This window comes from Desulfobotulus alkaliphilus, from assembly GCF_007830435.1.
Taxonomy (GTDB): Bacteria; Desulfobacterota; Desulfobacteria; order Desulfobacterales; family ASO4-4; genus Desulfobotulus; species Desulfobotulus alkaliphilus.
The window spans coordinates 102,291-126,602 of record NZ_VLLC01000011.1; the positions used below are offsets into that span (position 1 = coordinate 102,291).

The 24,312-nt window shown below is 52.0% G+C and carries 27 protein-coding genes; 16 read left to right on the forward strand and 11 right to left on the reverse strand.

All coding sequences use genetic code 11. From position 1 onward, the window contains the following. Positions 1–283: 283 nt before the first annotated feature. Genes cysS through uvrC form a run of 3 tightly spaced genes read left to right on the forward strand, consistent with a single transcriptional unit; the run spans position 284 to position 5,727 of the window. A complete protein-coding gene (gene cysS, locus LZ24_RS08390) occupies positions 284–1,699 on the forward strand; it encodes a cysteine--tRNA ligase (RefSeq protein ID WP_144684485.1) in 1,416 nt (471 codons plus the stop codon). Continuing rightward, positions 1,696–3,798 (forward strand): excinuclease ABC subunit UvrB, encoded by a 2,103-nt coding sequence (uvrB, locus tag LZ24_RS08395; RefSeq protein ID WP_144684487.1) that lies wholly within the window; start codon positions 1,696–1,698, stop codon positions 3,796–3,798. The genes cysS and uvrB overlap by 4 nt, the downstream gene beginning before the upstream one ends. Positions 3,799–3,831: 33 nt before the next feature. Then, positions 3,832–5,727, forward strand: coding sequence for an excinuclease ABC subunit UvrC (gene uvrC / locus LZ24_RS08400; RefSeq protein ID WP_246118560.1), 1,896 nt, complete (start codon positions 3,832–3,834; stop codon positions 5,725–5,727). A gap of 6 nt (positions 5,728–5,733) precedes the next feature. Here uvrC and LZ24_RS08405 read toward each other — a convergent pair whose 3' ends face one another. The 4 genes from LZ24_RS08405 to LZ24_RS08420 form a co-directional block, all read right to left on the reverse strand. Beyond that, on the reverse strand, positions 5,734–6,069 hold the full coding sequence (locus tag LZ24_RS08405; RefSeq protein ID WP_246118562.1) for a type II toxin-antitoxin system PemK/MazF family toxin: 336 nt from the start codon (positions 6,067–6,069) through the stop codon (positions 5,734–5,736). Further along, the gene (locus LZ24_RS08410; RefSeq protein WP_144684491.1) at positions 6,050–6,322 is read right to left on the reverse strand and encodes an AbrB/MazE/SpoVT family DNA-binding domain-containing protein; all 273 of its coding nucleotides are present in this window, start codon (positions 6,320–6,322) and stop codon (positions 6,050–6,052) included. Before LZ24_RS08410 ends, LZ24_RS08405 begins: the two co-directional genes overlap by 20 nt. Before the next feature lie 359 nt (positions 6,323–6,681). After that, complete coding sequence (locus tag LZ24_RS08415) at positions 6,682–7,881, reverse strand: aminopeptidase (RefSeq protein WP_144684493.1); 1,200 nt, start codon at positions 7,879–7,881, stop codon at positions 6,682–6,684. A 39-nt stretch (positions 7,882–7,920) separates the two neighbouring features. Beyond that, complete coding sequence (locus LZ24_RS08420) at positions 7,921–8,178, reverse strand: cytoplasmic protein (protein WP_144684495.1); 258 nt, start codon at positions 8,176–8,178, stop codon at positions 7,921–7,923. A gap of 167 nt (positions 8,179–8,345) precedes the next feature. On the opposite strand from LZ24_RS08420, the gene LZ24_RS08425 reads away from it, so the two are divergent. Together LZ24_RS08425 and LZ24_RS08430 are read left to right on the forward strand one after the other, a co-directional pair. After that, complete coding sequence (locus tag LZ24_RS08425; protein ID WP_144684496.1) at positions 8,346–9,269, forward strand: alpha/beta fold hydrolase; 924 nt, start codon at positions 8,346–8,348, stop codon at positions 9,267–9,269. Positions 9,270–9,292: 23 nt separating this feature from the next. Continuing rightward, positions 9,293–9,955 carry an endonuclease III domain-containing protein gene (locus LZ24_RS08430; RefSeq protein ID WP_144684498.1) on the forward strand — a complete coding sequence of 221 codons (663 nt, stop codon included), beginning with the start codon at positions 9,293–9,295 and terminating at the stop codon, positions 9,953–9,955. Positions 9,956–9,961: 6 nt separating this feature from the next. Here LZ24_RS08430 and moaA read toward each other — a convergent pair whose 3' ends face one another. The 4 genes from moaA to LZ24_RS08450 form a co-directional block, all read right to left on the reverse strand. Next, the gene (moaA, locus tag LZ24_RS08435) at positions 9,962–10,951 is read right to left on the reverse strand and encodes a GTP 3',8-cyclase MoaA (RefSeq protein WP_144684500.1); all 990 of its coding nucleotides are present in this window, start codon (positions 10,949–10,951) and stop codon (positions 9,962–9,964) included. Then, positions 10,948–11,430: a cyclic pyranopterin monophosphate synthase MoaC gene (gene moaC / locus LZ24_RS08440; RefSeq protein WP_144684502.1), complete on the reverse strand. Its 483-nt coding sequence runs from the start codon at positions 11,428–11,430 to the stop codon at positions 10,948–10,950. The genes moaA and moaC overlap by 4 nt, the downstream gene beginning before the upstream one ends. A gap of 63 nt (positions 11,431–11,493) precedes the next feature. Further along, positions 11,494–11,859 carry a molybdenum cofactor biosynthesis protein MoaE gene (locus LZ24_RS08445; RefSeq protein WP_144684504.1) on the reverse strand — a complete coding sequence of 122 codons (366 nt, stop codon included), beginning with the start codon at positions 11,857–11,859 and terminating at the stop codon, positions 11,494–11,496. A 242-nt stretch (positions 11,860–12,101) separates the two neighbouring features. Next, positions 12,102–12,653, reverse strand: a complete 552-nt coding sequence (locus tag LZ24_RS08450; protein WP_144684506.1) for a hypothetical protein — start codon at positions 12,651–12,653, stop codon at positions 12,102–12,104. A gap of 366 nt (positions 12,654–13,019) precedes the next feature. Here LZ24_RS08450 and LZ24_RS08455 point away from each other — a divergent pair, with 366 nt between their 5' ends. From LZ24_RS08455 to guaA, 10 genes are all read left to right on the forward strand, one after another. Beyond that, positions 13,020–13,775: a basic amino acid ABC transporter substrate-binding protein gene (locus tag LZ24_RS08455; protein ID WP_186443010.1), complete on the forward strand. Its 756-nt coding sequence runs from the start codon at positions 13,020–13,022 to the stop codon at positions 13,773–13,775. Positions 13,776–13,834: 59 nt separating this feature from the next. Next, the gene (locus LZ24_RS08460) at positions 13,835–14,509 is read left to right on the forward strand and encodes an amino acid ABC transporter permease (protein ID WP_144684510.1); all 675 of its coding nucleotides are present in this window, start codon (positions 13,835–13,837) and stop codon (positions 14,507–14,509) included. A gap of 18 nt (positions 14,510–14,527) precedes the next feature. Then, the gene (locus LZ24_RS08465) at positions 14,528–16,099 is read left to right on the forward strand and encodes a Na+/H+ antiporter NhaC family protein (protein WP_144684512.1); all 1,572 of its coding nucleotides are present in this window, start codon (positions 14,528–14,530) and stop codon (positions 16,097–16,099) included. A gap of 368 nt (positions 16,100–16,467) precedes the next feature. After that, positions 16,468–17,199 carry a 3-oxoacyl-[acyl-carrier-protein] reductase gene (gene fabG / locus LZ24_RS08470; RefSeq protein WP_144684514.1) on the forward strand — a complete coding sequence of 244 codons (732 nt, stop codon included), beginning with the start codon at positions 16,468–16,470 and terminating at the stop codon, positions 17,197–17,199. A gap of 451 nt (positions 17,200–17,650) precedes the next feature. Next, positions 17,651–17,836, forward strand: a complete 186-nt coding sequence (locus tag LZ24_RS08475) for a Trm112 family protein (protein WP_144684516.1) — start codon at positions 17,651–17,653, stop codon at positions 17,834–17,836. Next, complete coding sequence (locus LZ24_RS08480; protein ID WP_144684518.1) at positions 17,837–18,724, forward strand: YicC/YloC family endoribonuclease; 888 nt, start codon at positions 17,837–17,839, stop codon at positions 18,722–18,724. Positions 18,725–18,744: 20 nt separating this feature from the next. Then, the gene (locus tag LZ24_RS08485) at positions 18,745–19,044 is read left to right on the forward strand and encodes a DUF370 domain-containing protein (protein WP_144684520.1); all 300 of its coding nucleotides are present in this window, start codon (positions 18,745–18,747) and stop codon (positions 19,042–19,044) included. Beyond that, positions 19,031–19,657 carry a guanylate kinase gene (gene gmk / locus LZ24_RS08490; protein ID WP_246118561.1) on the forward strand — a complete coding sequence of 209 codons (627 nt, stop codon included), beginning with the start codon at positions 19,031–19,033 and terminating at the stop codon, positions 19,655–19,657. Before LZ24_RS08485 ends, gmk begins: the two co-directional genes overlap by 14 nt. Then, positions 19,654–20,433: a 23S rRNA (guanosine(2251)-2'-O)-methyltransferase RlmB gene (gene rlmB / locus LZ24_RS08495; protein WP_144684522.1), complete on the forward strand. Its 780-nt coding sequence runs from the start codon at positions 19,654–19,656 to the stop codon at positions 20,431–20,433. The genes gmk and rlmB overlap by 4 nt, the downstream gene beginning before the upstream one ends. Positions 20,434–20,547: 114 nt before the next feature. Beyond that, positions 20,548–21,816, forward strand: a complete 1,269-nt coding sequence (gene guaA / locus LZ24_RS08500; RefSeq protein WP_144684524.1) for a glutamine-hydrolyzing GMP synthase — start codon at positions 20,548–20,550, stop codon at positions 21,814–21,816. A gap of 567 nt (positions 21,817–22,383) precedes the next feature. On the opposite strand, the gene LZ24_RS08505 is transcribed toward guaA, so the two are convergent. Next, positions 22,384–22,812: a cupin domain-containing protein gene (locus LZ24_RS08505; protein WP_144684526.1), complete on the reverse strand. Its 429-nt coding sequence runs from the start codon at positions 22,810–22,812 to the stop codon at positions 22,384–22,386. Positions 22,813–22,894: 82 nt separating this feature from the next. Here LZ24_RS08505 and LZ24_RS08510 point away from each other — a divergent pair, with 82 nt between their 5' ends. Continuing rightward, a complete protein-coding gene (locus LZ24_RS08510; protein WP_144684528.1) occupies positions 22,895–23,290 on the forward strand; it encodes a cupin domain-containing protein in 396 nt (131 codons plus the stop codon). Positions 23,291–23,389: 99 nt separating this feature from the next. Here LZ24_RS08510 and LZ24_RS08515 read toward each other — a convergent pair whose 3' ends face one another. Both LZ24_RS08515 and LZ24_RS08520 read right to left on the reverse strand, forming a co-directional pair. Further along, the gene (locus LZ24_RS08515) at positions 23,390–23,686 is read right to left on the reverse strand and encodes a M15 family metallopeptidase domain-containing protein (RefSeq protein WP_186443011.1); all 297 of its coding nucleotides are present in this window, start codon (positions 23,684–23,686) and stop codon (positions 23,390–23,392) included. Positions 23,687–23,727: 41 nt separating this feature from the next. Continuing rightward, complete coding sequence (locus tag LZ24_RS08520) at positions 23,728–24,084, reverse strand: hypothetical protein (RefSeq protein ID WP_144684530.1); 357 nt, start codon at positions 24,082–24,084, stop codon at positions 23,728–23,730. Positions 24,085–24,312: the final 228 nt, after the last annotated feature.

Here is a 24,312-nt window from a genome sequence, read left to right on the forward strand (position 1 = left end):
TTGTGGCGGCTCAGACAGTTTGCCGCTTCTTTCGCACAGGCCTGCGAAACTCTGATCCGAAACGATTGCAATGTCACTTGCAAATAGCCACGGAGCCTTGCAACAGTACGAAGCTGCTGAATAATTACACCTGGCTTTGCTTTTGGCCAGTCAGCACAGGTTTTAGGTGTCATTTTTAAATGATTCTGGTATCTTGCTTGTTGGTGGTGCTTGCTCGCAATTTGCCGGTCTTATATTCCTTTCGAATCAGATCCTTTTTTAATCCGCCGGAGAAAGAATTTTTATGACTTTACGCATATATAATACCCTGCACCGTGAAAAGGAAACCTTTACCCCCATGGAGGCAGGCAAGGTCCGCATTTATGTCTGCGGTCCCACGGTATATGATTACAGCCACATCGGTCATGCCCGCTCCGTTATTTTTTTTGATGTGATGGTCCGGTATTTCCGGGCCATGGGCTACGGGGTGACCTATGTGCGCAATTTTACGGATGTGGATGATAAAATTATCCAGAAAGCCATTGAGACGGATTCGGATTCTGCTGCGGTTTCCGAAACCTTTATTCAGGCCTTCCATGAGGATATGGACAGGCTCCATGTGCTGCGTCCGGATCTGGAACCCAGAGCCACGGCCCACATCGGAGACATCATTGAGGTGGTGGAACGTCTCATTGAAAAGGGCCATGCCTATCCCGTGGACGGGGATGTGTATTTTGCCGTGGAAACCTTTGAAGGCTACGGAAAGCTTTCCGGAAGAAAACTTGAGGATATGGAGGCCGGTTCCCGCATCGCCGTGGATGAACGGAAGAAAAATCCCCACGACTTTGCCCTCTGGAAGGCGGCCAAACCGGGGGAACCTGCCTGGGAGAGTCCATGGGGTCCGGGAAGACCCGGCTGGCACATTGAATGTACGGCCATGAGCTGTGTCCTTCTGGGAGCCACCTTTGATATCCATGGGGGCGGCAAGGATCTGATTTTCCCCCACCATGAAAATGAGATTGCCCAGAGTGAAGCCGCCACAGGACAGCCCTTTGCCCGTTACTGGGTGCATAATGGGTTTGTGAATATCAACCATGAGAAAATGTCCAAATCCCTTGGTAATTTCCTCCGTGTGCGGGATGTGATAAGGATCTGGCATCCCGAGGCCATCCGTCTTTTTCTCCTCTCCAGCCATTACAGAAGCCCCATTGATTTTACGGATCAGTATCTGGATGAGGCTGCCCAGAATCTGGATAAGATTTATGGTCTTTTCCAGCGGGTGGAGGAAAAGGGCTGCACCCTGCCGGAAAACCGGGGCAGCCTCTGGCAGGGCTTTTGCGAGGCCATGGACGATGATTTCAATACGGCAAAGGCCATGGGCCTTGTGTATGATGCCATCCGGTCCGCCAACCGCCTTCTGGATGAGGGTTCCGGATCTTCCGTTGAAGAAGCTGGCCTGCTGACAGCAGACTGCAGGGCTGTGGCCGCTGTGCTGGGTATTGGCAATGAAGAGGCCCAAAGTTATTTTGCGGCAAAAAAGGAAAAGGGTCTTTCCAGCACGGGTCTCAATGCCGGTGAAATTGATGCACTGGTACTGGCCCGCACAGAGGCGAGAAAGCAGAAGGATTTTAAAAAGGCCGATGAAATCCGCAAGCAGCTTTCGGACATGGGTGTGGTGCTGGAAGATAAAGCCGAAGGCACCCTGTGGCGGATGGCATGAAAGCAGAGCAGAAAAAAAAGTCCCGCAGTTCCCTGCGGGCAGTATCTTCTGAAAAGGGTTCAGAAAAGTCACCTGAGGTTCCCGATGATTCCGGTTCCGATGGTGACTTTCATATTGTTTCGGCCTTTGAACCCAAAGGAGACCAGCCCGCAGCCATAGATGCCTTAGCAAGGGGAGTCCGGGAACAGGCCCCCCATCAGGTACTTCTCGGTGTTACGGGCTCCGGTAAAACCTTTACCATGGCCCATGTGATTGCAGCGGCCAAAAGACCGGCTTTGATCATTGCACCCAACAAAACCCTGGCCGCCCAGCTTTTCAATGAGTTCAGACAGCTTTTTCCCCACAATGCCGTGGAGTATTTTGTCAGTTACTATGATTATTACCAGCCCGAAGCCTATATTCCTTCCAGTGACACCTATATAGCCAAGGATTCGGCCATCAATGAGATGATCGATAAAATGCGGCATTCCGCCACGCGTTCCGTCCTTACCCGGAGGGATGTCATTGTGGTGGCCAGTGTTTCCTGTATTTATGGTTTAGGCGCACCGGAGGATTATCTGGCCCTGCGTGTGGAGCTTGCAACGGGTCAGGAAAAGGGCAGGGACAGGCTGCTGCGGGAGCTTTCTGCCATGCAGTACACCCGCAGTGATCTGGATTTCCACAGGGGGACTTTCCGTGTGCGGGGGGACCGGGTGGAGATTTTTCCGGCCTATGAGGAAGACAGGGCCGTGCGTGTGGAATTTTTCGGGGATGAGATCGAAGGGCTTGCGGAGATTGATCCGCTGCGCGGAGAAATTCTCAGGAAGATGCGTAAGACCGCCATTTTTCCGGGCAGTCATTATGTGACGGAAAAAACCACCAGAAAACGGGCCGTGGCTGCCATCGAAGCGGAGCTCAAGGAGCGCATTGCCTTTCTGCGTTCGGAGAACAGGCTTGTTGAAGCCCAGCGCATTGAGGAAAGAACCAATTATGATCTGGAAATGCTGCGGGAGATCGGATACTGCACCGGCATTGAAAATTATTCCCGCCACCTGACGGGCCGCAATGCGGGGGAACCGCCGCCCACCCTTTTTGATTATTTTCCCGATGACCTCCTGATTTTTTTCGATGAATCCCACATTGCCGTTCCCCAGGTGGGGGGGATGTACAAGGGCGACCGTTCCCGCAAGGAAACCCTTGTGAATTTTGGTTTCCGTCTGCCTTCCGCTCTGGACAACCGTCCCCTCAGGTTTCCTGAATTTGAAAAAAAAGCCGGACAGGTGATTTATGTTTCCGCAACCCCTGCGGACTATGAAACTGAAAGGGCAGGGGACCGTGTGGTGGAGCAGATTGTAAGGCCCACCGGCCTTGTGGATCCGCCCATTGAGGTGCGCAGTGCGGAACATCAGGTGGATGATCTCTATGATGAAATCAAGGCCTGTCTGGAGCTTGGGGGAAAGGTTCTGGTGACCACCCTTACCAAGCGCATGGCTGAGGATCTGACGGACTATTATACGGATACGGGCATCCGTGTACGCTATCTGCATTCGGACATTTCCACACTGGAGAGGATTGAGATCATACAGGATCTTCGTATGGATCGCTTTGATGTACTGGTGGGTATCAACCTTCTCCGGGAGGGTCTGGACATACCGGAGGTGGCCCTTGTGGCCATTCTCGACGCAGACAAGGAAGGTTTTCTGCGTTCGGCAAGGTCGCTGATTCAGACCTGCGGCAGGGCTGCAAGAAATGTCCATGGCCGGGTGATCATGTATGCGGATCGTGTGACTCCGTCCATGGCCAAGTGTCTGGAGGAGACGGGCAGGCGTCGCAGTATTCAGCAGGCCTACAATGAAACCCATGGCATTACGCCGGAATCCACGACAAAAGCCATCGCTTCCATGGCGGTATTCGGTGTGGCCGATGAAAGGCATACGGCAATGGATATGGCTGCGGAAAGTCCTGCGCCCTTTGAAGTAGAGAAAAAAGGCGGGGATCTGAAGTCGGTTATTGCGGGCCTTGAGGCGGAGATGATGGCTGCCTCCGAGGAGCTGGCCTTTGAACGGGCAGCCAGGCTGCGGGACAGAATCCGGGAGCTGCGGAGTCTTCAGGATCTCTGATCTTTCCTCAAACGAGGAATCTTTATCCTTTTCATGGTGATGAATATGGGCGGGGAAGAAGTCGATACGGGATGTGAAGGCCATACGGAGGCATCCGGTCCATCCCTGCTCATCCGTGAAAAGCTGGTCAGGGTGGCAACAGGTCCGGGGGTTTACCTCATGAAGGATGGGGAGAACCGGATAATTTATGTGGGTAAGGCCAAGAATTTAAGGCGGAGGCTGGCCTCCTACTTCCAGCGCATGGACCGCCATCCCGTAAAAACCGGGGTGCTGGTGGCAAAAATTGCAGACTTTGACACCATCCTCACGGAAAGTGAAAATGAGGCGCTGCTTCTGGAGTCCACCCTCATCAAGCGTCACCGGCCCCGCTACAATGTCATTTTAAAAGATGACAAGCAGTATCCCTTCCTTCGCCTTGATCTTTCCCATCCCTTCCCAAATCTTACGGTGGTACGCAGAATACAGAAGGACCATGCCCGTTATTTTGGCCCCTTTTCTTCGGGCGGTGCTGTGCGTGAAACCCTGAAGCTTGTGAACCGCACCTTCCGGCTGCGAACATGTAAGGATACGGTGATGAAGAGCCGTTCCCGACCCTGCCTGAATTATCAGATGGGGGTCTGCACAGGGGCCTGCTGTAAGGAGGTGGATGCAGAAGCCTACCGCAGGAATGTCCGGGAAGCCGTGCTGGTACTGAAGGGGAAAACGCCGGTACTGCTGACCAAGCTGCAGCGGGAGATGAAAAAGGCGGCACTGGCCCAGAATTTTGAAAAGGCTGCGGAAATCCGGGACAAACTTTTTGCTCTGGAAAGAACACGGGAGTCTCAGGTGGTGGTGGCCACGGATCTTGTGGACAGGGATATTCTCGGACGGGCTGAAGTACCGGGCATGGGGATTTTTACCCTCATGCGGGTTCGGTCCGGGCTTCTTACGGATACCCGTCATTTTGTTTTCAGGGAAACCCTGGCGGATCCGGGAGAACAGATTGCTTCCTTCATCCGGCAGTATTATCCGGAACAGCCCCAGCCCCCCCGTGAAATCCTTGTTCCTGAAGATATCGAAGATACGGAAGCCCTCAGTGAAGCCCTGCATACATGGACGGGAAAGAAGGTGCGCATCACAAGGCCTTTGCGCGGAGAAAAGGTGAAACTCCTTGACTGGGCGAAAAGCAATGCGGAAAAGGAACTGGAAGAGCGCATGGCCCTGCGTCAGGGGGATGAGGCCGTGCTGGAAGCTCTGGGGGCAAGGCTGGGAATGGAGGGATTTCCCCGTCGCATTGAGTGTTTTGACAATGCAAATATTTCAGGTCAGAACCCTGTTACGGGCATGGTGGTTTTTATTGACGGCAGGCCGGATAAAGCCCAGTACAGGCGATACAGGATCCGCCATGTGCCGGAGCAGGATGATTATGCCTATATGGATGAAACCCTGCGCCGCCGTTTTGCTCCGGAAAAGCTGGAAGGCCCCCTGCCGGATCTGCTTCTTGTGGATGGAGGCAAGGGGCAGCTGAACATTGCCATTGAGGTTCTTAAGGATATGGGGATTTTCGGAAGCTTCCATGTGGCGGCCATTGCCAAGATGGATGTGGAAAAGGGAGAAAGCGAAGACAAGATTTTTATCCCCGGCCGCATGAATCCGGTAAATATGGGAAAGGATCCGCAAGCCCTTTTTCTTCTGATGCGCATCAGGGATGAAGCCCATAAAACCGCCGTGGGTTTTCACAGAAAACAGAGAAACAAAACTACACTCCACTCCAGACTGGACGGGGCGCCGGGTGTGGGACCGAAACGCAAAGCCGCTCTTCTTTCCCATTTCGGCAGTTTCAAAAAGCTGCTTGCCGCACCGGTGGAAGAGATCAGCGCCGTTGAAGGATTCAGCCAGCAGAGTGCCCGCAGGCTGTATGCTTTTCTGCACAGCAGTGAACTTGCATAAAAAAGCTTATTCGCCATACATGTCGGTAATCAGTTTCCGTAACTGAGCTGCCTTTTCATCGGATAAGCTGTCCAGCTTATTTCTAAGCCTTTGTTTGCTGATGGTGCGAATCTGGTCAACAGCAATTTCAGCATTTTTGTTCGCACATTTTATTTGTATCCGGGTTCTCCATAGGGGATGCAACTTAGAGGTTAATGGACAGACAACGACTGTGTCTAAATATTTATTCATTTCATCCTGGCTGATTATGACGACGGGGCGGATCTTTCTTATTTCGCTTCCCAGGGTGGGATTGAGATCAGCAAAATATATCTCATATCTTTTAATATTCAAAGTCTTCACCATCCAGCCCATCAAGAATCACTGTGTTAAAATCGTCCCAGTTTTCCTTTTCATCGGCCATACTTTTATAGGTATCTTCCCAGGAAAGCATGCTGTCTTCTTTTTTGTGAAGAAGCAGCCCTTTGTCTGTTTCTTCTAATAAAAGGGAATTGTTTAGACCATATTTCTGAATGAGCTTTTGGGGGATTCGAATTCCTTTGGAATTTCCAATGGGAATCAGCTTAATATCCCTTGTTCTTATCTGATTTTCCATAGCATATACTCCTAAAAAATTTATCTGATTACTACCCTGACTCTGCCACAGCCTGTTGGTCAGATTATTGCCAGGTCAATGGTTGCTGGCTTTAATACGGGCAGGCGCAAGGCCTGCCCCTACGAATGGTTTTTTACGGCCACTGTTTTGTAGGGGCACCCTTTACGGGTGCTAAGCTAACATGCGTAAAATTTGGTCATATAATTTCCATCATTAAGGTTTGTATGGCTGAAAGACAGTGGTAATCAGAAAAATTTAATGTCTTCAGCTTGTATTTACTGTAATTACATTTGCTCATAATGTCAAGAATCTATTATGCTTCTGAGTAACCTCACACGGTACTCAGAAGTGAAGGTTTATTATGGATTCATGAAAAGTCCGTTTTCATAAATACGGATGCGTTCGCCGGAGTGCAGGACGGCATCCACGCATTTGGGCTGGGTATTGACAAGATCCCAGTGCAGGGCAGAGTCATTGAAACCCAGAGCCTTTTTTTGTTCAGCTCCGAAGGTTGTAAGGTCGCCCGTGAAGCTGTCCGCATAGGCGGAGCCGATGGCAATGTGGCTGTTGCCCCACTCGCCGCCGTAGTTTTCGTCAAAAAGGGTGTTGGCCATGAAGCGGCTGATGCGTGAGAATCTTCTGTCAGTCAGGGAAAATTCACCGACCCTTCGGGCACCGGCATCGGTTTCCAGTTGTTTGAGAAGAAAATTTTCTCCTTCTTCGGCTGTGGCCCGAACCACTTCTCCATCGGAAAATTCCAGGCGCACCCCCCGAACCCTGTGACCGCTGCGGAATGAAACCTGATCCGCATAGAAAACCCCTTCTGTTCCCCGCCAGTCCGGAGATATGAAGAGCTCGAAGCTCGGGATATTATGGCCCGAAAGCCCAAGCCATTTTCTCTGTTCTCCCGCACGGATTTTCAGATCACAGGTGTCGGACTGAATGTGGAAAAAGTCCGTATTCAGGCTGCTCAGCCATTTTTTGATGGCTTTTGCCCTTTCAAGGATGCTTTCCCACCGGGCTACCGGATTTTCCATATCCAGAAAACAGGCCTGCAGAATCTGCTGCGTATATTCCTCAAGGTTCATAGCCGCATGGCGGGCCAGTTCTTCAGTGGGATAGATGCACAGGGTCCATCCGAAAAGCCTTCTGGCGTCCCTTTCATCCAGAATATCCTTGAACACTTTGCGGCTGCGGGCAAAAAAAGCCATGCGGGAAGGATCTGTATCCGCAAGGTGGGTAAGGGATTCCGGCGCGTGGAGAACGATATTTCCGTTCAGGCTGGAAAAAAGCTCTTTTTCTCCGGGTGCATGGAAGCCCAGCTGGGTATCGGAACTTTTTTTATAAAAGGTTTTTTCCATTCCGGATGAAAGGGCTGTGCGCATAATGGGATGGGCGCCCTTTTCCAGTATTTTTTCAAAGAGTACCTCCGCAAGGGGAAGGGCGGCGGCGTGGTAGCGGAGCATAATAATATCATCTTTGGCCATGGGCTGTGTCCGCGCTGTATCCAGCGCCCAGAGGAGAACGTCCGCATAGCCTTCCAGAAAGTCTGGCTGCATGAAACACCTTCCTTTGTTCAGGTTCAAAACAGGTTTGAATCAGTGATGATGGTTGTCTTTGAGAAAGAGACTGTGGTATTCGTCTTCGGAAAAATGTTTTTTCAGTATGGTGTAAATGGTGTCATGAAGGGTTTCAAGGTCGCGATCCTCAAGTCGGGGCAGAAGGGATGCAAGGCAGGTGTCATCGGAAAATTTCTGCAGAAGCCAGGCAATGGTCTCTTCATCGGATCTGCGGTCCAGACCAAAGGCACCAAAGCCTTCATAGTTTTCAACAAAGGTGTGGGAATGGTTTTTCATCAGGATCTCCGGGGTTTTTATGTTGTTAAGACCAGCCCTCAGCCTCCGCCGTTTGCTTTTGATTGCTCAGAGGGCCTGATTTTTTGAGGCGATGCCGGACACAGACAGCTTTTGTGCCTTATCCCGGCAGAAGCTACAATGCTTTTTACCTTAAGTCAGAAAAAAGTATGAAGAAAGACCCCATTCAATTTTTAAAGGATGCTTTTTTTCTTAAAGCCGATGATGGCCTTCTGCTGCGTTGCCATCGGGTACTTCCCCCCGGATGGAAGGCGGGCGGACCTTTGGTTCTTATTCTGACGGGAAGGGCCGAGTGTCTGGACAAGTACGACAGACTGACAGCCATGTTTCTGAAAAAGGGTGTTGCTGTGGTGCGGAAGGACTGGCGGGGGCAGGGTGGTTCCGGCCGTATGCTTAAAGATGGTCAGAAGGGCCATGTGACAGACTTTCAGCTTTATCTGGATGATCTTAACACTGTGCTCACATCCCTTGTTTATCCCATGAAACCCGGCAAACTTGTCCTGCTGGGCCACTCCATGGGCTCCCACCTGATACTGCGCCATCTTCTGGAGCAGCCTGAAGGTATTCATGCAGCCATACTGGAATCCCCCATGTTTTCCATAAGCACCTTTCCGCTCCCCTATGCTGCGGCCAGATATATTTTCAGACTTGCAGGACAAAGAAGCCTTGCAGAGGCCTATATACCGGGCGGCGGTCCCTTCAGGCCCCATGCACCCTTTGCGGGGAACAGGCTGACCGGAGATCCGGAGCATTTTTTCAGGTTTCAGGATTTTCTCCGTCAGCACAGGCAGATGCAGATGGGAGCCCCTACTTTGGGCTGGATGGATGCTGCGGACCGTTCCATGGAAGCCATGTGGAAAGATCTGGGTTCGGCGGATCTGCGAACCCCTCTGCTGATTCTTTCCGGTTCGGAAGACAGGGTGGTGCATCCCCATGATCATGAAAAGGCCACTTCATACCTGCCTTCTGCGCAATTTGTTTCTTTTAAGGGTGCACGCCATGAGCTTTATATGGAAAGGCAGGCAATCCGGATAAAAGTCTGGAAAAGAATGGAGAGTTTTTTTGAGTTATAAATTTGTTTGAAAGAAAGCAGCGTATGGAAGCCAAGGCTTTTTGCATTCATCGTTTTATGGAAATTCTATCAGAAGCTTATAAAGAATGGGATGCTCCGGTGATCAGCCTCATGGCCGCAACGGGGGCCAGTCCCTTTTCCGTGCTCGTGGCTACCCTGCTTTCTTTAAGAACCAAGGATGAAGTTACGGAAGCTGCGGCCCTCCGGCTTCTCAGGGAAGCGGATACACCGGAGGCCATGCTGGCTCTGGGGGAAGGGCGTATCCGGGAGCTGATTTTCCCCGTGGGATTTTATCCCACCAAGGCCATGCGGCTGGTGGAAATCTGCTCGATTCTGATCCGCCAGCATGGGGGGAAGGTGCCCCGGACCATGGAGGAACTGCTGGCACTTCCGGGGGGGGGGCGAAAAACCGCCAATCTCGTTCTGGTGGAAGGCTTCGGCATTCCGGGTATCTGTGTGGATACCCATGTGCATCGCATCTCCAACCGACTGGGCTATGTCACCACAAAAACACCGGAGCAGACGGAAATGGCACTGCGCAGAATTCTCCCCCCTGAGTACTGGGTCTCATACAATGAAATTCTGGTGGCCTTTGGCCAGACCCTCTGCCGACCCCTTTCGCCATGGTGCAGCCGCTGTCCCGTGGCAGGTCTCTGTCCCCGTAAAGGCGTTGAACGTTCCCGCTGAAGGCTTTTATCCGCCGATCCTTGCCATGGCCGTATCCACCTGACCCTCACTGTCCGGATGAAAGATGTGTTCGGCACCTTTGTGGCGCAGGCAGGAAATGAAGATACTTTGAATTTCTTTTTTGTCTGCCCCCCGGCGCAGGGGGCCTTTGATGTCATGGCTGATGTCCGAAAGCAGGCAGGGCCTGAGACGGCCATCCGCCGTGAGCCGAAGGCGGTTGCAGGTATGGCAGAAGTGGCGGCTTAAGGCGGGAATGAAGCCGATTTCGCCCCTGGCACCCGGAAAAGTGAACTTCCGGGCCGGCCCGTCCAGCGGATCGCTGGGCAGGGGGATCAGGGGACCCAGATCTTTAAGGGCGTTTTTAATTTCCTGCACAAGTACAGGCCTGTGATCTGCGTGGTGATGATGACCTATGGGCATCTCTTCAATGAAACGGACGGAGAGGCTGTTATCCAGGGCAAGGGAGGCAAGGGCCGGAAAATCTTTTTCATTGATCCCCCTTAAAGCCACGGCATTGAGCTTGATGATAAAGCACTTTCTTGCCAGAGCCTCTTCTATTCCCGCCCATACCCCATGGAAGGCATCCTTGCCTGTTATCCTGAAGAAGACTTCAGGGTCAAGGGTATCCAGGCTGACGTTGATCTGGTGGACACCGGCATCCTGCAACTGGTCAAGGGAGGAGGGGAGAAGGACACCATTGGTGGTGATGGCCAGTTTTTCAAGACCTGGCAGATGACTGAGCTTTTTTAAAAAGGAGAGTGTGCCCTTGCGGACCAGCGGTTCGCCACCGGTGATCCTGATTTTTCGAATGCCGCTTTCAAGGGCTGCACGGGCAATGACAAGGATTTCTTCAAAACGGAGGATATCTTCGTGGAGAAGTCTGGGGCTGGGGCTGAGGGGTTTGCAATAGACGCAGGCAAGGTTGCAGCGGTCCGTTACGGAAATCCTCAGATAATTGACGGGTCTGGCACATGCGTCCTGCAAGGGGGCGTTCACAGGGATCTCCGGGTAAAGGTGCCGGATTTGCCCCCCTCTTTTTCTTCGAGGCGAATACGGGAAATCTCCATGGTTTTGTCCACGGCCTTGGCCATGTCATAGAGGGTGAGGGCCGCTGCGGACACCGCTGTCAGGGCTTCCATCTCAACGCCGGTGGGGCTTAAGGTCCGGACTTCGGCTTCAAGGTGGATGCAATTGTTTTCTGTGTCCGGCCGGAAGTCAACACGGATGCCCGTGAGCATGAGCGGATGGCAGAGGGGAATAATGTCGGGCGTTCGTTTGGCAGCCATAATGCCTGCAATTCTTGCGGTTTCAAGGACATTGCCCTTTTTCCCCTGTCCGGAAAGAATGTGCTGCAGGGTCTGGGGCTGCATGGATATGCATCCGGTGGCCAGTGCCCTTCGCAGGGTTGATTGTTTATCCGATACATCGACCATGCGGACCCGGCCTTCGGGGTCTAAGTGCGTCAGTTCTGTCATCTGCTTTCCTTCGTATGCTGCAGAACGGTATGCTATGGGCTTTGTTTCTATCCAGAGCCGGGTTCAGGTAAAAAATTCCGTTTTTTTTGTCGCCTGTCCCTTGATGGCTTCCAGGGTGTCCGTGAGGGCGCTGATTACATGCTCACGGATATCCCCTGCCACCACAATATACATGACATCATCTCCGGTTTTGAGATCCTGATCCCCGAAGATGTGTACCTGTACATCCACGATCCCCGGCATTTTTCTGGCCTTTTCGAGAATGGAGGCAAGCACCGGCTGGTTTACGGAGACCCGGAGCCCCGTAACCTTCCTGCCGTCCCGGCTGGTTTCACGGACAACACCATTGTGGCAGAGAAGCATTCCTGCACCGGGAAAACCCGGATGGTTCTTTACTCTGAGAATCAGATCCTGAAGGGAAAGGGTCATTTTTCATGCATCTTTCGGGTTTGTCCATCAAGCATATGGGGATGCTGTGGGTTTTTGAGCCGGAAAGCAGGGAATGCAGGGAAGAAACCTGATTGCTGCCCGGCCTCCAGCCATTCTTTTCAAGCCATGACCGGGCCGGAGGCCTGTATGCGGACAGATGGATCTGTCCGTGTACAGGCTTAAGGTCCGGTGCCATTTTTCTGACTCTGGCTTTTTATGACTGAGAGATCTTAATCATCCGCTTACTTTTTAAATGATCTTGCAAAAAGGTCTGCAATGGCAGCCTTTCCTTCTTCACTCAGGTGGCGGGTACCTGTGGCGGCAAAGGTGCTGTGGCCGATGACAGGGCAGTCCTTGACCCACTGGCTCTGCTGCCAGGTGAACCACTCCATGGCTTTCTGATCATAGACGGAAAGGGGACGGTTGAAGAACTTGGCCAGCTCAACGCCCCAGCCCGTACCGCCTTTCACAGTGCCGTCTTCCTGAATCCAGCCCACGGCAAAGACCTGATGTCCGTGGTTGATGGTGTGGAAGAGCAGTTGCATGACCTTGCGGATGGTATCGACTTTGGAATAGCTTCTGCCCATGCGCTTGGAAACAATTTCCATGCTTACATCCCCCTTGGCAAGGGTTGCAGCGTCAAGAACTTCCATGGCGTGGCTGCGTTCAATGTCCCGAGTTGCCCAGGAATAATGGATTTCTTTTATGCCGCAGCTTTCGGCAAGCCGGCCAAATTCGCTTTCGGTACCCTGATGGCCGCTGGTGTAAAGGGTCGTTTGGGATTGTGTCTGCATGGAGCCTCCAAATAAAGTAAGAAGGAAGGTGAGGTGGGCGGTCTGGCCCTTGGGTCTGTGTCCCCTGCGGGCCGGGATCTAACATTTCAGGTGAAAGTGTACGGGCAGGGGAAAAAAAATCAAGAATCAAATGATATGAAAGAAAAAAATAAGGGAAAAAATTTTGATACAGGAACTGGATTTTTCTGTTTAAAGGGTCTGACCTTTTTGGTCAACCCATCGGATACCCAGAAGAAAGTTGCTTGACAAGATGGAGGCTGACGCTTAGTAAAAACCCTTTACATCATGATTGAAAGGGTCGTATTTAACATCTGTTTTTTACCTGTGGCAGCTTTTTTTTAATTTTGAAAATGGATGGAGGTAACAATGATAAGGCAAAGCTGTAAAGTTTTTGTGCTGGCCCTGCTGGCGCTGGCATGGACATCCATGGCCATGGCTGAATGCCGCACATGGCAGCAGATTCAGTCTTCGGGCTTTTTTACCGTGGGAACCAGTCCGGATTATCCACCCTTTGAAAGCATTGATGATAATGGCAATATTGTGGGTTTTGACATTGACCTGATCCGGGCCGTTGCAGCGGAGATGGGTCTGGAGGTGAGGCTTCAGGCTATGGGTTTTGATTCCATTCTCATCGCTGTTCGCAGTGGTCAGGTACAGCTTGGCATGTCCAGCTTTTCCGTCACAGAAGAGCGCAAGCGCAGTGTGGATTTCACCATCCCCTATTACAGCAGCGGCCAGGTGGTTCTGGTTAACCCGGACTCCGGTATTCGTACGGTAAATGATTTGAAGGGCAAGGTTGTTTCAGCCCAGATTGGTTCTACCAGTGCGGATGCTGCTCAGGCCATTGAGGGAGCCACGGTTCGTATTGTGGATGATGCCAGTACCGCTGTCATGATGCTCCGGAACAGGGCTGCCCATGGCGTGGTTCTGGACGTGGCCATAGCGGAAAACTATGCCCAGAGATTTGGTTTTGTTCAGATGGACGAGCCTTTGAACTACGAGGAAGTCGCTGCGGTGATTCGTAAAGGGTGCCCGGAGTTTCTTAATGCTCTGAATGAGGCTTTCGGAAAAGTGAAGGCTTCCGGCAAACTGGATGAACTTCGTCAGAAGTGGGACGTGTAGCTTGAAAAATGCCGGAAAAAGGTTTTCTTTTTCCGGTATGAAAAGGGGCAGGACTGGGTATGGAGCTGGATTTTACGCTGCTCTGGCAGCATCGCATGTTTATGGTTAAAGGGGCAGTGGTAACCATCCAGCTGACCTTTGGGGCCATTATTTTAGGTTTTATTCTGGGCTGTATCGCCGGTATCGGACGGGTTTCCAGAAATACGCTTTTCCGCAGTATCAGTGGGGTTTATGTCTATGTTCTTCGGGGCACTCCCATGCTGCTGCAGATTTTTTTCGTGTACTTCGGGATACCACAGATTTACATGGCACTGACGGGCAACAGCATGACTCCGGACCCCCTTACGGCCGGGGTGATTGCCTTGGGGTTCAATTCCGGTGCCTATGTTGCGGAGATTGTGCGTTCCGGTATTGAAGGGGTTGCCAGAGGGCAGATGGAGGCGGCCCGGTCTCTGGGGATGACCCATGGACAGGCCATGCGGCATATTATTCTGCCCCAGGCTTTCCGAAGAATTATCCCTCCCCTTGGCAATGAAATCATCATCCTTCTGAAGGATTCTTCTCTGGTTTCTGTCATCGGTGCCGGTGAGCTGATGTTTTCCGCAAGGGTGATGGGTGCCCGCTATTACGATTATGTTCAGTTCCTTGCGGGTGCGGCACTGATTTATCTTTTCCTGACCTTTGTGATTTCCCAGCTCCTTGCACTGCTGGAGCGCAGGCTCAAGGTTGCCTGATATGGAAGGGGTTTTTAGATGGAAGTGATAGCCTATGATTCGTCGGCATGGTCTCTGCTGCCCCCTGCCATTGCCATTGTTCTGGCGGTTCTGACCCGAAAGGTACTGATTTCTCTGGGGGTGGGTATCCTTGTGGGAGCCATGATGCTCTGTGGTTTTTCCCCTGCAGCAACCCTTGTCTATCTGGCGGGAACGATTCTTTCTCTGGTCTGGGAAGATGGCGGGGTGAACACCTGGAATGTTTTTATCATTCTTTTTCTGATTCTTCTGGGTATCATGACCCGTGCCATTGCCCTTTCCGGAGGCAGCCGGGCCTTTGGTGAGTGGGCCATGAAGCGGGTGGCCTCCCGCAGGGGAGCACGTCTGCTGACCGCTTTTCTGGGTGTCTTTATTTTCATTGACGATTATTTCAACAGTCTGGCCGTAGGCTCCATCAGTCGGCCGGTTACGGACAGGCACAGGGTGTCGAGGGCCAAGCTGGCCTACATTTTAGATTCAACGGCGGCTCCTGTCTGTGTGATTTCTCCCGTATCCAGTTGGGGTGCTTATATTATCGCCCTGATCGGCGGGGTTCTGACGGCCCATGCCTTTGTGGTGCCCCATACGCCCCTTGGAACATTCATGTCCATGATACCCATGAATTATTATGCCATTTTTGCCATCGGGCTGGTTTTTTTCACGGCATGGACAGGCCGGGCCTTCGGTCCCATGAAGGTGCATGAGGAAAGGGCACTGGGCGGGATGCTGTATGACCCCGAACGGCTGCCCATTGCAGGAAATATTGAGGCCGTGGAAGATCATGGCAAGGGTTCGGTGCAGGATCTTATTCAGCCCATTCTTGTGCTGATTGTTGCTACTACGGCAGCCATGATCTGGACAGGAGCGCAGGAGCTGGGGGAGGAGCCCTTCAGTCTGCTGGGAGCTTTTGAGAATACCGATGTGGCCAAAGCGCTGGTTTACGGCGGGCTTGCCGGTCTCGGTGTAACCTTTGGCCGTATGCTGATGGCAGGGCATGCGGCAAAAACCTATGTGTCTTCCATTCTGGACGGCACCAGAGCCATGTTGCCAGCCATCTGGATTCTTCTTTTTGCCTGGACGATTATCATTGTCATCAAGGGGATTCAGACGGGAACCTACCTTGCGGGTATGATAGACGGAACCATCCCCCTTGCCCTGATTCCCGTACTGATTTTTCTGATTTCAGGGATTATGGCCTTTGCCACGGGGACCAGTTGGGGAACCTTCGGGATTATGCTTCCCATTGCCGGTGACATTGCCGCAAGGGTGGCCCCTGAGCTGCTGCTGCCTGTACTGGCTGCCGTTCTGGCAGGTGCGGTGCTGGGAGATCACTGCTCACCCATTTCCGATACAACCATTCTGAGTTCAACCGGGGCTTCCTGTCATCACATGGACCATGTGCTGACCCAGTTACCCTATGCCCTTTTTGCCGCTGCCCTTGCGGCCATTGCCTACCTTGTTCTCGGACTGACGGGCAGTGTATGGGCGGGCTTTGCCGCAGGCGGGGTTCTTTTTGTTCTGGCTGCCCTGGTGGTGATCAAAAAGAATCTGGGAGCGATGACAGAGTATTAAATTCTGCTGGCATATCATAAAGGAACAGTGGGGGGCCTGTCATGTGCAGGCCCCTCTTCTTTTGTATGTCTGCTTTTTGCCGGTTTTTCCCTGATCTTTCATCAAAAAACCAAAAACCCCGTTGATCCTGTAAAACAGGATGACAGATTGATTGAGACGGAAAAAATCTGTCACCGGCAGAGTGTAACAAATATGATACAAGACATGCCTCCTTTCAAAACGAAGAAGAAAAAAAGAGGCGCAGGACAGTGACCCGGAGAGATTTTCTGTTTTATCTGGATCTGATGATGGATTTGGGGGATACGAGTGCCTTGCGGGTTTCGGGTCTTTGGGGTAAAAGGGTTTTTTAACGCAGGAGGAGGCGTGATATGGAAAAAGATAAAGCAGTTGCTCTGGTTACAGGTGCAGGAAAGGGGATAGGGCTTGCCGTTGCCCGGATGTTGGGGGAAAAAGGTTTTTTTGTCTGTCTTGCCTACAGATCCAGCCGTACCGGTGCAGAAGAAGCCCTTGAAGATATACGCAGTCAGGGGGGAGACGGTGAGCTGGTACAGCTGGATGTGACCGATGCCGCTGCCTGTGAGAGCACCCTTGATACTCTTATCAAGGAAAATGGCCGCATGGATGTGCTGGTGAACAATGCGGGTATGCGCAAGGACGGCCTGATGGTACGCATGAAAAACGAGGCATGGGAAGAGGTGATGCGCACCAACCTGGACAGTTTTTTTTATCTGACACGCCCCGTTTCAAGGCAGATGCTGCGCCAGCGTTATGGAAGGATAATTTCCATAGGCTCCACATCCGGTCAGGCCGGTGTGGCCGGTCAGGTGAATTATTCGGCTTCCAAGGCTGGATTGATGGGCGCCAGTAAAGCCCTGGCACGGGAGCTTGCCAGCCGGAATATCACGGTGAATGTGGTGGCACCCGGTTTTATTTCCACGGATATGACCGAAGATCTGAATATGGAAGCCCTTGCAAAGGAAATTCCCGCAGGCCGTCCCGGCAGGGTAGAGGAAGTGGCTTCGCTGGTGGCTTTTCTTGCATCTCCGGAAGCTTCCTATATAACGGGTCAGGTGATTGGTGTGAATGGTGGCCTGTACTGAAGAATATGTGTAATTATTCAGCACAATTTATTTCGAACTGCCAATGCTGTAATTGCAGCAGCTTCGTACTGTTGCAAGGCTCCGAGGCTATTTGAAAGTGACATTGCAATCGTTTCGGATCAGAGCTTTGCAGGCCTGGGCGAAAGAAGCGGCAAACTGTCTGAGCCGCCACAAAGGCAGCGTGTTCAAGCCTGCCATGGTAATCAAAAAGCTTATCCTGCCTGTGGCGGGGAGTTTTTGCCGCTTCCGCACAGGGCAAGAAGCTCCCGAATCCGGCACTCAAGATCCATAGGCATTTCTGCTCCCGTAAAGGGGCTTGCGTTTTTCAGCTTGAGTGCCGGATTGCGTCACGGGCAAATAGCCTGGAGCCTGTGCATCTGTCTTGCAGGTATGATATGAAAAACTGTGCTGAACAGTTACGAATATGTGTTTTATCTGAAAGGTGAAAAAAATGGGATTGAACCCTGAATTACTGGAAGTGCTGGCCTGTCCCCGTTGCAGGGGGGAGGTGCTGGAAAATGAACAGGCCCGTGAGCTTGTGTGTGAGGCCTGTGCCGTGGCCTATGAAATCCGTGACGGTATTCCCGTGATGCTTCCCGATGCTGCCCGCAGCCTTTCCCCTGAAAGCGGGGCCTGAATGATTAAAAGCATGACAGCCTATGCCAGAGCTTCCCACAGCGAAGGGGAAGTGACGGCGGATGTGGAAATCCGTACATACAACAGCAGGCATCTGGACCCCCTTGTGCGGGTTCCTTCCGGCATGAATGGCTTGGAAGAGCGCATAAAAAGCATCCTTGCCACATCCCTTTCCAGAGGCCGGGTGGAGCTGAGGCTTCAGGTCAGTAATCTGCAGCAGGATATGGATGCCTTTGAAGTGGATATGGCAAGGGCTGCATCCTGCAAAACCGCCCTTGAAAGTCTGGGGCGAACCCTGAACATTCCCGGGGAAGTGACACTGGATCTTTTAATGCAGTCCGGTTCAGGCATTCTTAAATCCGCTGAAAAAACGGCGGATCTGGAAAGTATTGCTCCCGTGGTGGAAGCAGCCGTGAAAGAAGCACTGGTTTCCATTGATACCATGCGTTCTACGGAAGGCCGTTATCTGGCGGATGATTTCCGGCGTCGGCTGGACTGGATCGAGCAGGAAGTGGATGCCATTGAAAAGGCTTCGGAAGATCTGGTGCCCTTGTACCGTAACCGTCTCATGGAAAGGGTCAGCCTGCTGCTGCAGGATGCCGGGCTTGAAGTGGATGCCGGTCGTCTGCTTCAGGAAGCTGCCATACTGGCGGATCGCAGTGATATTTCCGAAGAACTGGTGCGGGCCAGAAGCCATATTGCCCACTTCCGGGAAATCATGGACACCCCTGAGCCGGGTGGCCGCAAGCTGAACTTTCTGCTGCAGGAATTCAACAGGGAATTCAACACCATGGGTTCCAAGGCAGGGGACAGTCGTGTGGCACACAGGGTTGTGGCTGTGAAGGCGGAGCTGGAGAAACTTCGGGAGCAGGTACAAAATATAGAATAGTTCTTGAAGAAAGGCAGGTCATGGCAAATTCTCCAAAGGTCGGCAGACATAAGTCGGAACAAAGCCTTCTGAGTATTGGTTTTGGCAGCAGTGTGGTGGCAGACCGGGTGGTGGCCATTGTGTCCCCCAATTCTGCGCCCATGAAACGCTTGAAGGATGAAGCCAGAGAAGACAAAAAGCTGGTGGATGCCACCCATGGCAGAAGAACAAGGTCCATTATTGTTATGGACTCCAACCATGTGGTGCTTTCTGCGATTCAGTCGGAAACCATCTCCCAGCGTTATTCTGCGCTGAAAGAGAACGAGGATGATGCAAACTGAAGAAAATAAATCCGGTGAAACCGGCAGAAGGGGACGGCTTTTTGAGATTTCTGCGCCTTCGGGAACCGGCAAAACCACCCTTTGTGAAGCCCTGAGAAATCGTTTTCCAGAACTTTGCTATTCCGTTTCCTACACCACCCGTGCTCCAAGGGCAGGCGAAGTGGAAGGTAAGGATTATCATTTCATTAGCGTGGATGCGTTCAGAAAAGGCATAGAAGAGAACCGCTGGGTGGAGTGGGCCGAGGTTTACGGAAACTACTATGGTACATCTGCCTTTACCATGGAAGAGATTCTGGCTTCGGGCCGGGATCTTCTTCTGGAGATTGATGTGCAGGGAATGCGTCAGATTGTGGAACGCTTTCCCGAAACCGTGACCATCTTCATCCTGCCACCTTCCATGGATGCCCTCAGGGCAAGGCTGGTCAGCCGGGGCACGGATACGCCTGAAGCCATGGAACGGCGTATGGCGGATGCGGCAAGGGAAATGGCCTGTAGAGATGATTATCGTTACCGCATTGTGAATGATGATCTGGAAAGGGCAAAAAATGCCCTGATTCATATTGTGGAAGCCTGCATGAAGGGTGAAGACCCGGAACAGACGGATTATCTGTGAAGAATAAAATAAATACCAGCAAAGCAGGCAAACGGGGCCAGCATCCTGTTAAAAAGGCAGGCCACGAAGATCTTTTTGGCATTCATCCCGTAACAGAGGCCCTAAGGGCCAACATACGATCCTTTCACAGCCTCTGTCTTTCGGATCCGGAAAATTCAAGATTCGGTGAAATCATAAGGCTTGCGGCCCTTCGGGGGCTGAACCCTACGGGCTGCACACCGGCAGAGCTTACAGCCATGGTTCCGGGTGCCGTGCATCAGGGGGTGGTGCTGAAGGCGTCTCCCTTTGTGTTCAGGGATATGGGCAGTTTTTCGGATACCATCCATCCCCCACTGGTGGTGGTGGCGGACGGTGTGGAGGATCCGGGCAATCTCGGGGCCATTGCCAGAACAGCCCTCTGCCTTGGGGCCAGTGGTCTTGTGATTCCAAAGGATCGCTCCGCAGGGCCGACACCTGCGGCCATCAAGGCTTCGGCCGGAGCCTTGGAACATCTGCCACTGTTGCAGGTGGTGAATATTTCAAGGTTTCTGGAAGAGGCGAAGGAAGAGGGCTTCTGGGTGGCGGGTCTGGATGCCGAAGGCACGCCCTTGCATCAGGCAAGGCTGGACGGACCCATGGTTCTTGTGGTGGGTGGCGAAGACCGGGGCGTGCGTCCTCTGGTCCGCAGGCATTGTGACATCATGGTGGCCATTCCCCAGAGCGGACCTGTGGGCTCCCTCAACGCATCCGTTGCGGCTGCTCTGGCCATATACGAAATCAGGAGAAATCATTTTTAAAGTCTTTAACAACCTTAACGACAACACCCACGACCAGCCCCAGCGCCATAAAGGAACAGTCAGGGCAGGCGCAGGAGAGGAAAAGGATAAGATCCCGGAGGATATTTTTTTAAAATGACAGATAAACATGATTGTGTTGTGATACTGGATTTCGGGGCCATCAACGCCCAGATGCTGGCCAAGGCTGTGCGTCAGCTCAACATCTACTGCGAGGTGCTGCCCTATACCGCCGCCACAGACCGCATTCTGGCCCTTCAGCCGAAAGCCCTGATTCTCCAGCGGGGAGAGGCCTGCGGAGAGCGTACCCTTGGACGGGAGCTGCCCCCTGAAACCGCAGCACTGGGTCTTCCCGTGCTGGATATGAAAAGTTCTCCGTGGGAAGAAGCGGACCTGAAGGCCTTTCTCGTAAAAGAATGCAAAATGGGTCAGGACTGGACCACCGAAGCCTTTATTGAAGAAACCGTCGCTGCTCTCCGGTCAGAGATTCAGGACAAAAAGGTTCTTCTGGCCATGTCCGGGGGGGTGGACTCTTCCGTATGTGCGGCCCTGCTTCACCGTGCCGTGGGCAGTCAGTTGACCTGCGTTTTTGTGGATCATGGCTGCATGCGAAAGGATGAGCCCCGGCAGATCGAAGAGGTTTTCCGGGGACAGTTCGGCATGAACCTTGTTTCCGTGAATGCGGAAGATCGCTTTCTTGAAAGGCTTAAGGGCGTCACAGATCCGGAAATGAAGCGGAAAATCATTGGTGAGGAGTTTATCCGCGTTTTTGAGGAAGAGGCCCGCAAGCTGGGTGAGCTGGACTATTTTGTTCAGGGCACCATCTATCCGGACATCATTGAAAGCGGCTGGGATGGCGGCAAGTCCGTTAAAGCCCACCACAATGTGGGAGGCCTTCCCGAACGTATCGATTTTAAAGGAATCCTTGAGCCGGTGAAATACCTTTTCAAGGATGAGGTCCGCAGGGTGGGGGAGGCCATGGGCATTCCGCCTGTGATTACCCGGCGTCAGCCCTTTCCCGGTCCCGGCCTTGCCGTGCGCTGCCTTGGTGAACTGACCCGTGAGAAACTGGAAATCCTGCGGGAAGCGGATGCCATTTTCCGGGAGGGCATGGATGAAAAGGGCTATGGGGATCATGCCAGTCAGTTCTTTGCCGTACTCACCAATGTGCAGTCCGTGGGGGTGACCAATGATGAACGCACTTACGGCTACGTCATTGCCCTGCGTGCGGTGCTGACCACAGATTTTATGACAGCAGGGGTTGCGGATCTGCCCATTGCCTTCCTCACGGAAGTGGCAGCGAAAATTGCCGTACAGGTTCAGGGTGTCAACCGTGTGGTTTATGATATCACCAGCAAGCCGCCTGCTACCATTGAGTGGGAATAAGATCTGATTATTCAGAAAGATTCCCCTCTCTCCGGGCTTATCTTTACCCATAAGTTCGGCAATATGAAATCAGGGGTACTAACATAAAGGAAATGGCGGGCAGCAGGCCTGTTTCCCTTGGGTGAGAATATTCTTTATGGAACTCTCACCCAAGGGGCAGACACAGGGGCCTTCCTTTACAAAACAGGGGCTGCCCAATTCATTCGCAGGTGCAGATTGTGTCTGCCCTACCTGCTCCTTTATGGCGTTGAGGCTGGTCGTTAGTATTGTCGTTAAGGACCTTAAGGACTTTAAGGAAAGAGAGGGAAAAAGGTCATTTGGACACCCTCAAAACTACATTTTTATAACTCAACATGCTTGATAAAAATTGTGGGTAAAGCCCAGCCCTCCGGGAGAGAGGCCCCGGCAGATAGGCTAAAAATTGGACTTGTCCATATAGTGAAGCCTGTTGGCCTGAGTGTCGGGGTGAGGGAAGAAAGCCGTAAAAAGCACCTTTGTCCATTGACTTTTTCTTAAGATCTCAAGAGCCTGCCAAGATTAGGGAGCCCATACTCAATAGCTAAGCTATCAGTCCTTAATTACCGTGACGGGGGTATCCGCTGTTCCTGCATAAAAAACAATAATATGGGCAGGACTGTCTCCCACGCTTTCCCCCCAGTGCCAGGTATTGACCACTTCCACAATGGCTTCTCCGGCATGAAGATCCAGCACCTGTCCGTTTTCCGTATGCACCCTGAGCTGACCCGACAGCAGGACACCGGCATTGATGACAGGATGCTTGTGTACGGCCAGTTTCTGACCCGCAGGGATTTTAATGCTGAGGATGCGGATTTCCGGCTGACCATCCGGATAGGCAGGCAGCAGGGCGTCGTCCCAGCTTTTTTCGGTTTTGGCCAGTTCCTTGACCACAACGCCAGCTTCTTTGGCGAAGGCGGTACTGCCGGAGGCAAGGAGAAAGAAACCTGCCAGAATAAGGGATGCAAAACGTGTTCCCATGGGTTTGACTTCCTTTTCAGTATTGGAAAAATTGGCAGAAGGCATATGCTGCGGTGATCTGTATTACAGAATAAAGGCGTTTATGAAAGAACAGATTCTGACCCAAAGGGAAGGCAGGCCCTTTTATACGGAAGAACGCTGCTGGATTGAGGAGCTTTCCAACAGCAGTGCAGATCCCGGTCTTTCCATCGCGAGGGTACGCGTGGAAGCAGGAGTCAGCACCCAGCTCCACAGGCTGAAAAATACGACAGAGCGGTATCTCATTCTTTCGGGCAGGGGCCGGATTGAGGTGGGGGCTTTGCCGCCCCAGGAGGTTTTTTCGGGGGATGTGGTACTGATTCCACCGGATTGTCCTCAGCGCATTACCTGTCTGGGCAAAGAAGATTTGATTTTTCTGGTTTTCTGCACGCCACGCTTTCTTCCAGAGGCCTATGAGAATCTGGAAGATGGGAACGGTACAATAGCACCGAATTTATAATTGATGCACTCGTAAAAAATCAAAAACGGTCTTTTTAGGGCTGCAAGATACTGATATTGTTAATGGTCAGATTCTAAAGCCAGAGTTGTTGCGGGTGCATCATAATTGGCTATATGCATCATCCTCGGAATTGTCCCAAACCCATTCTCCTTGCTTCTGTTTCACGACAAAATCAAAATAGGTATCCGGAAGGGGCATGGCTTTGTGGGTGAGGTAACACTTTGCCGCTTCATAGCCATTTACCTTGGCACCCAAAAAATTGTGTTCCGTTGCATAGTGGATATCCATGAGGATTTCCGGAATCACCTCCCGGATTTCCACAAAGGAATCCGGGATCTCCGAAGCAAAGGCCGTAGCAGAACAGAGAAGAAAAAGAAGGGCAGTAAACCATTTCATGGAGGATCTCCTTATCGTTACGGGAGAGGACTTAAGGGCTTTCAGTTTTCTCTGGAAAAGGCCAGATTCAAATAGGTCACGCCATTGGAGGACCAGCGTCTGCCTTCTGTCACCGTGATTTTGGTCTTGTTGGTGGTGAAACCGTAGTTGGCGGTTCCGGAGACGGCCACGCCGTATTCTTTGGTATCCACGGCATCAAGCCGCATGTCTGCAAAAAAATTGTAGGGAATGCACCGTGACTCTCCCGCTTCCACCCATTCCTGAATGCGCTCGATCATCATAAAACTGATATCCACCTTGACCCTGACACTGGATTGGTTGACGATGCAGCGGGCCTGGGCCTGGTCCGGGGCCAGCATGAAAGGAAATATGAGAAGAAAAAGAAGTATTTTTTTCATGGGAACCTCCACCACAATGTAATTATTCAGCACAATTTATTTCGAACTGCCAATGCTGTAATTGCAGCAGCTTCGTACTGTTGCAAGGCTCCGAGGCTATTTGAAAGTGACATTGCAATCGTTTCGGATTCCGGCACTCAAGCCAAAAACCCAAAGCCTACTATAAAAAGCAATAAGCTTTTTCAGGCTTGAGTGCCGGAGTGCTAATAAGAAGCGGCAAACTGTCTG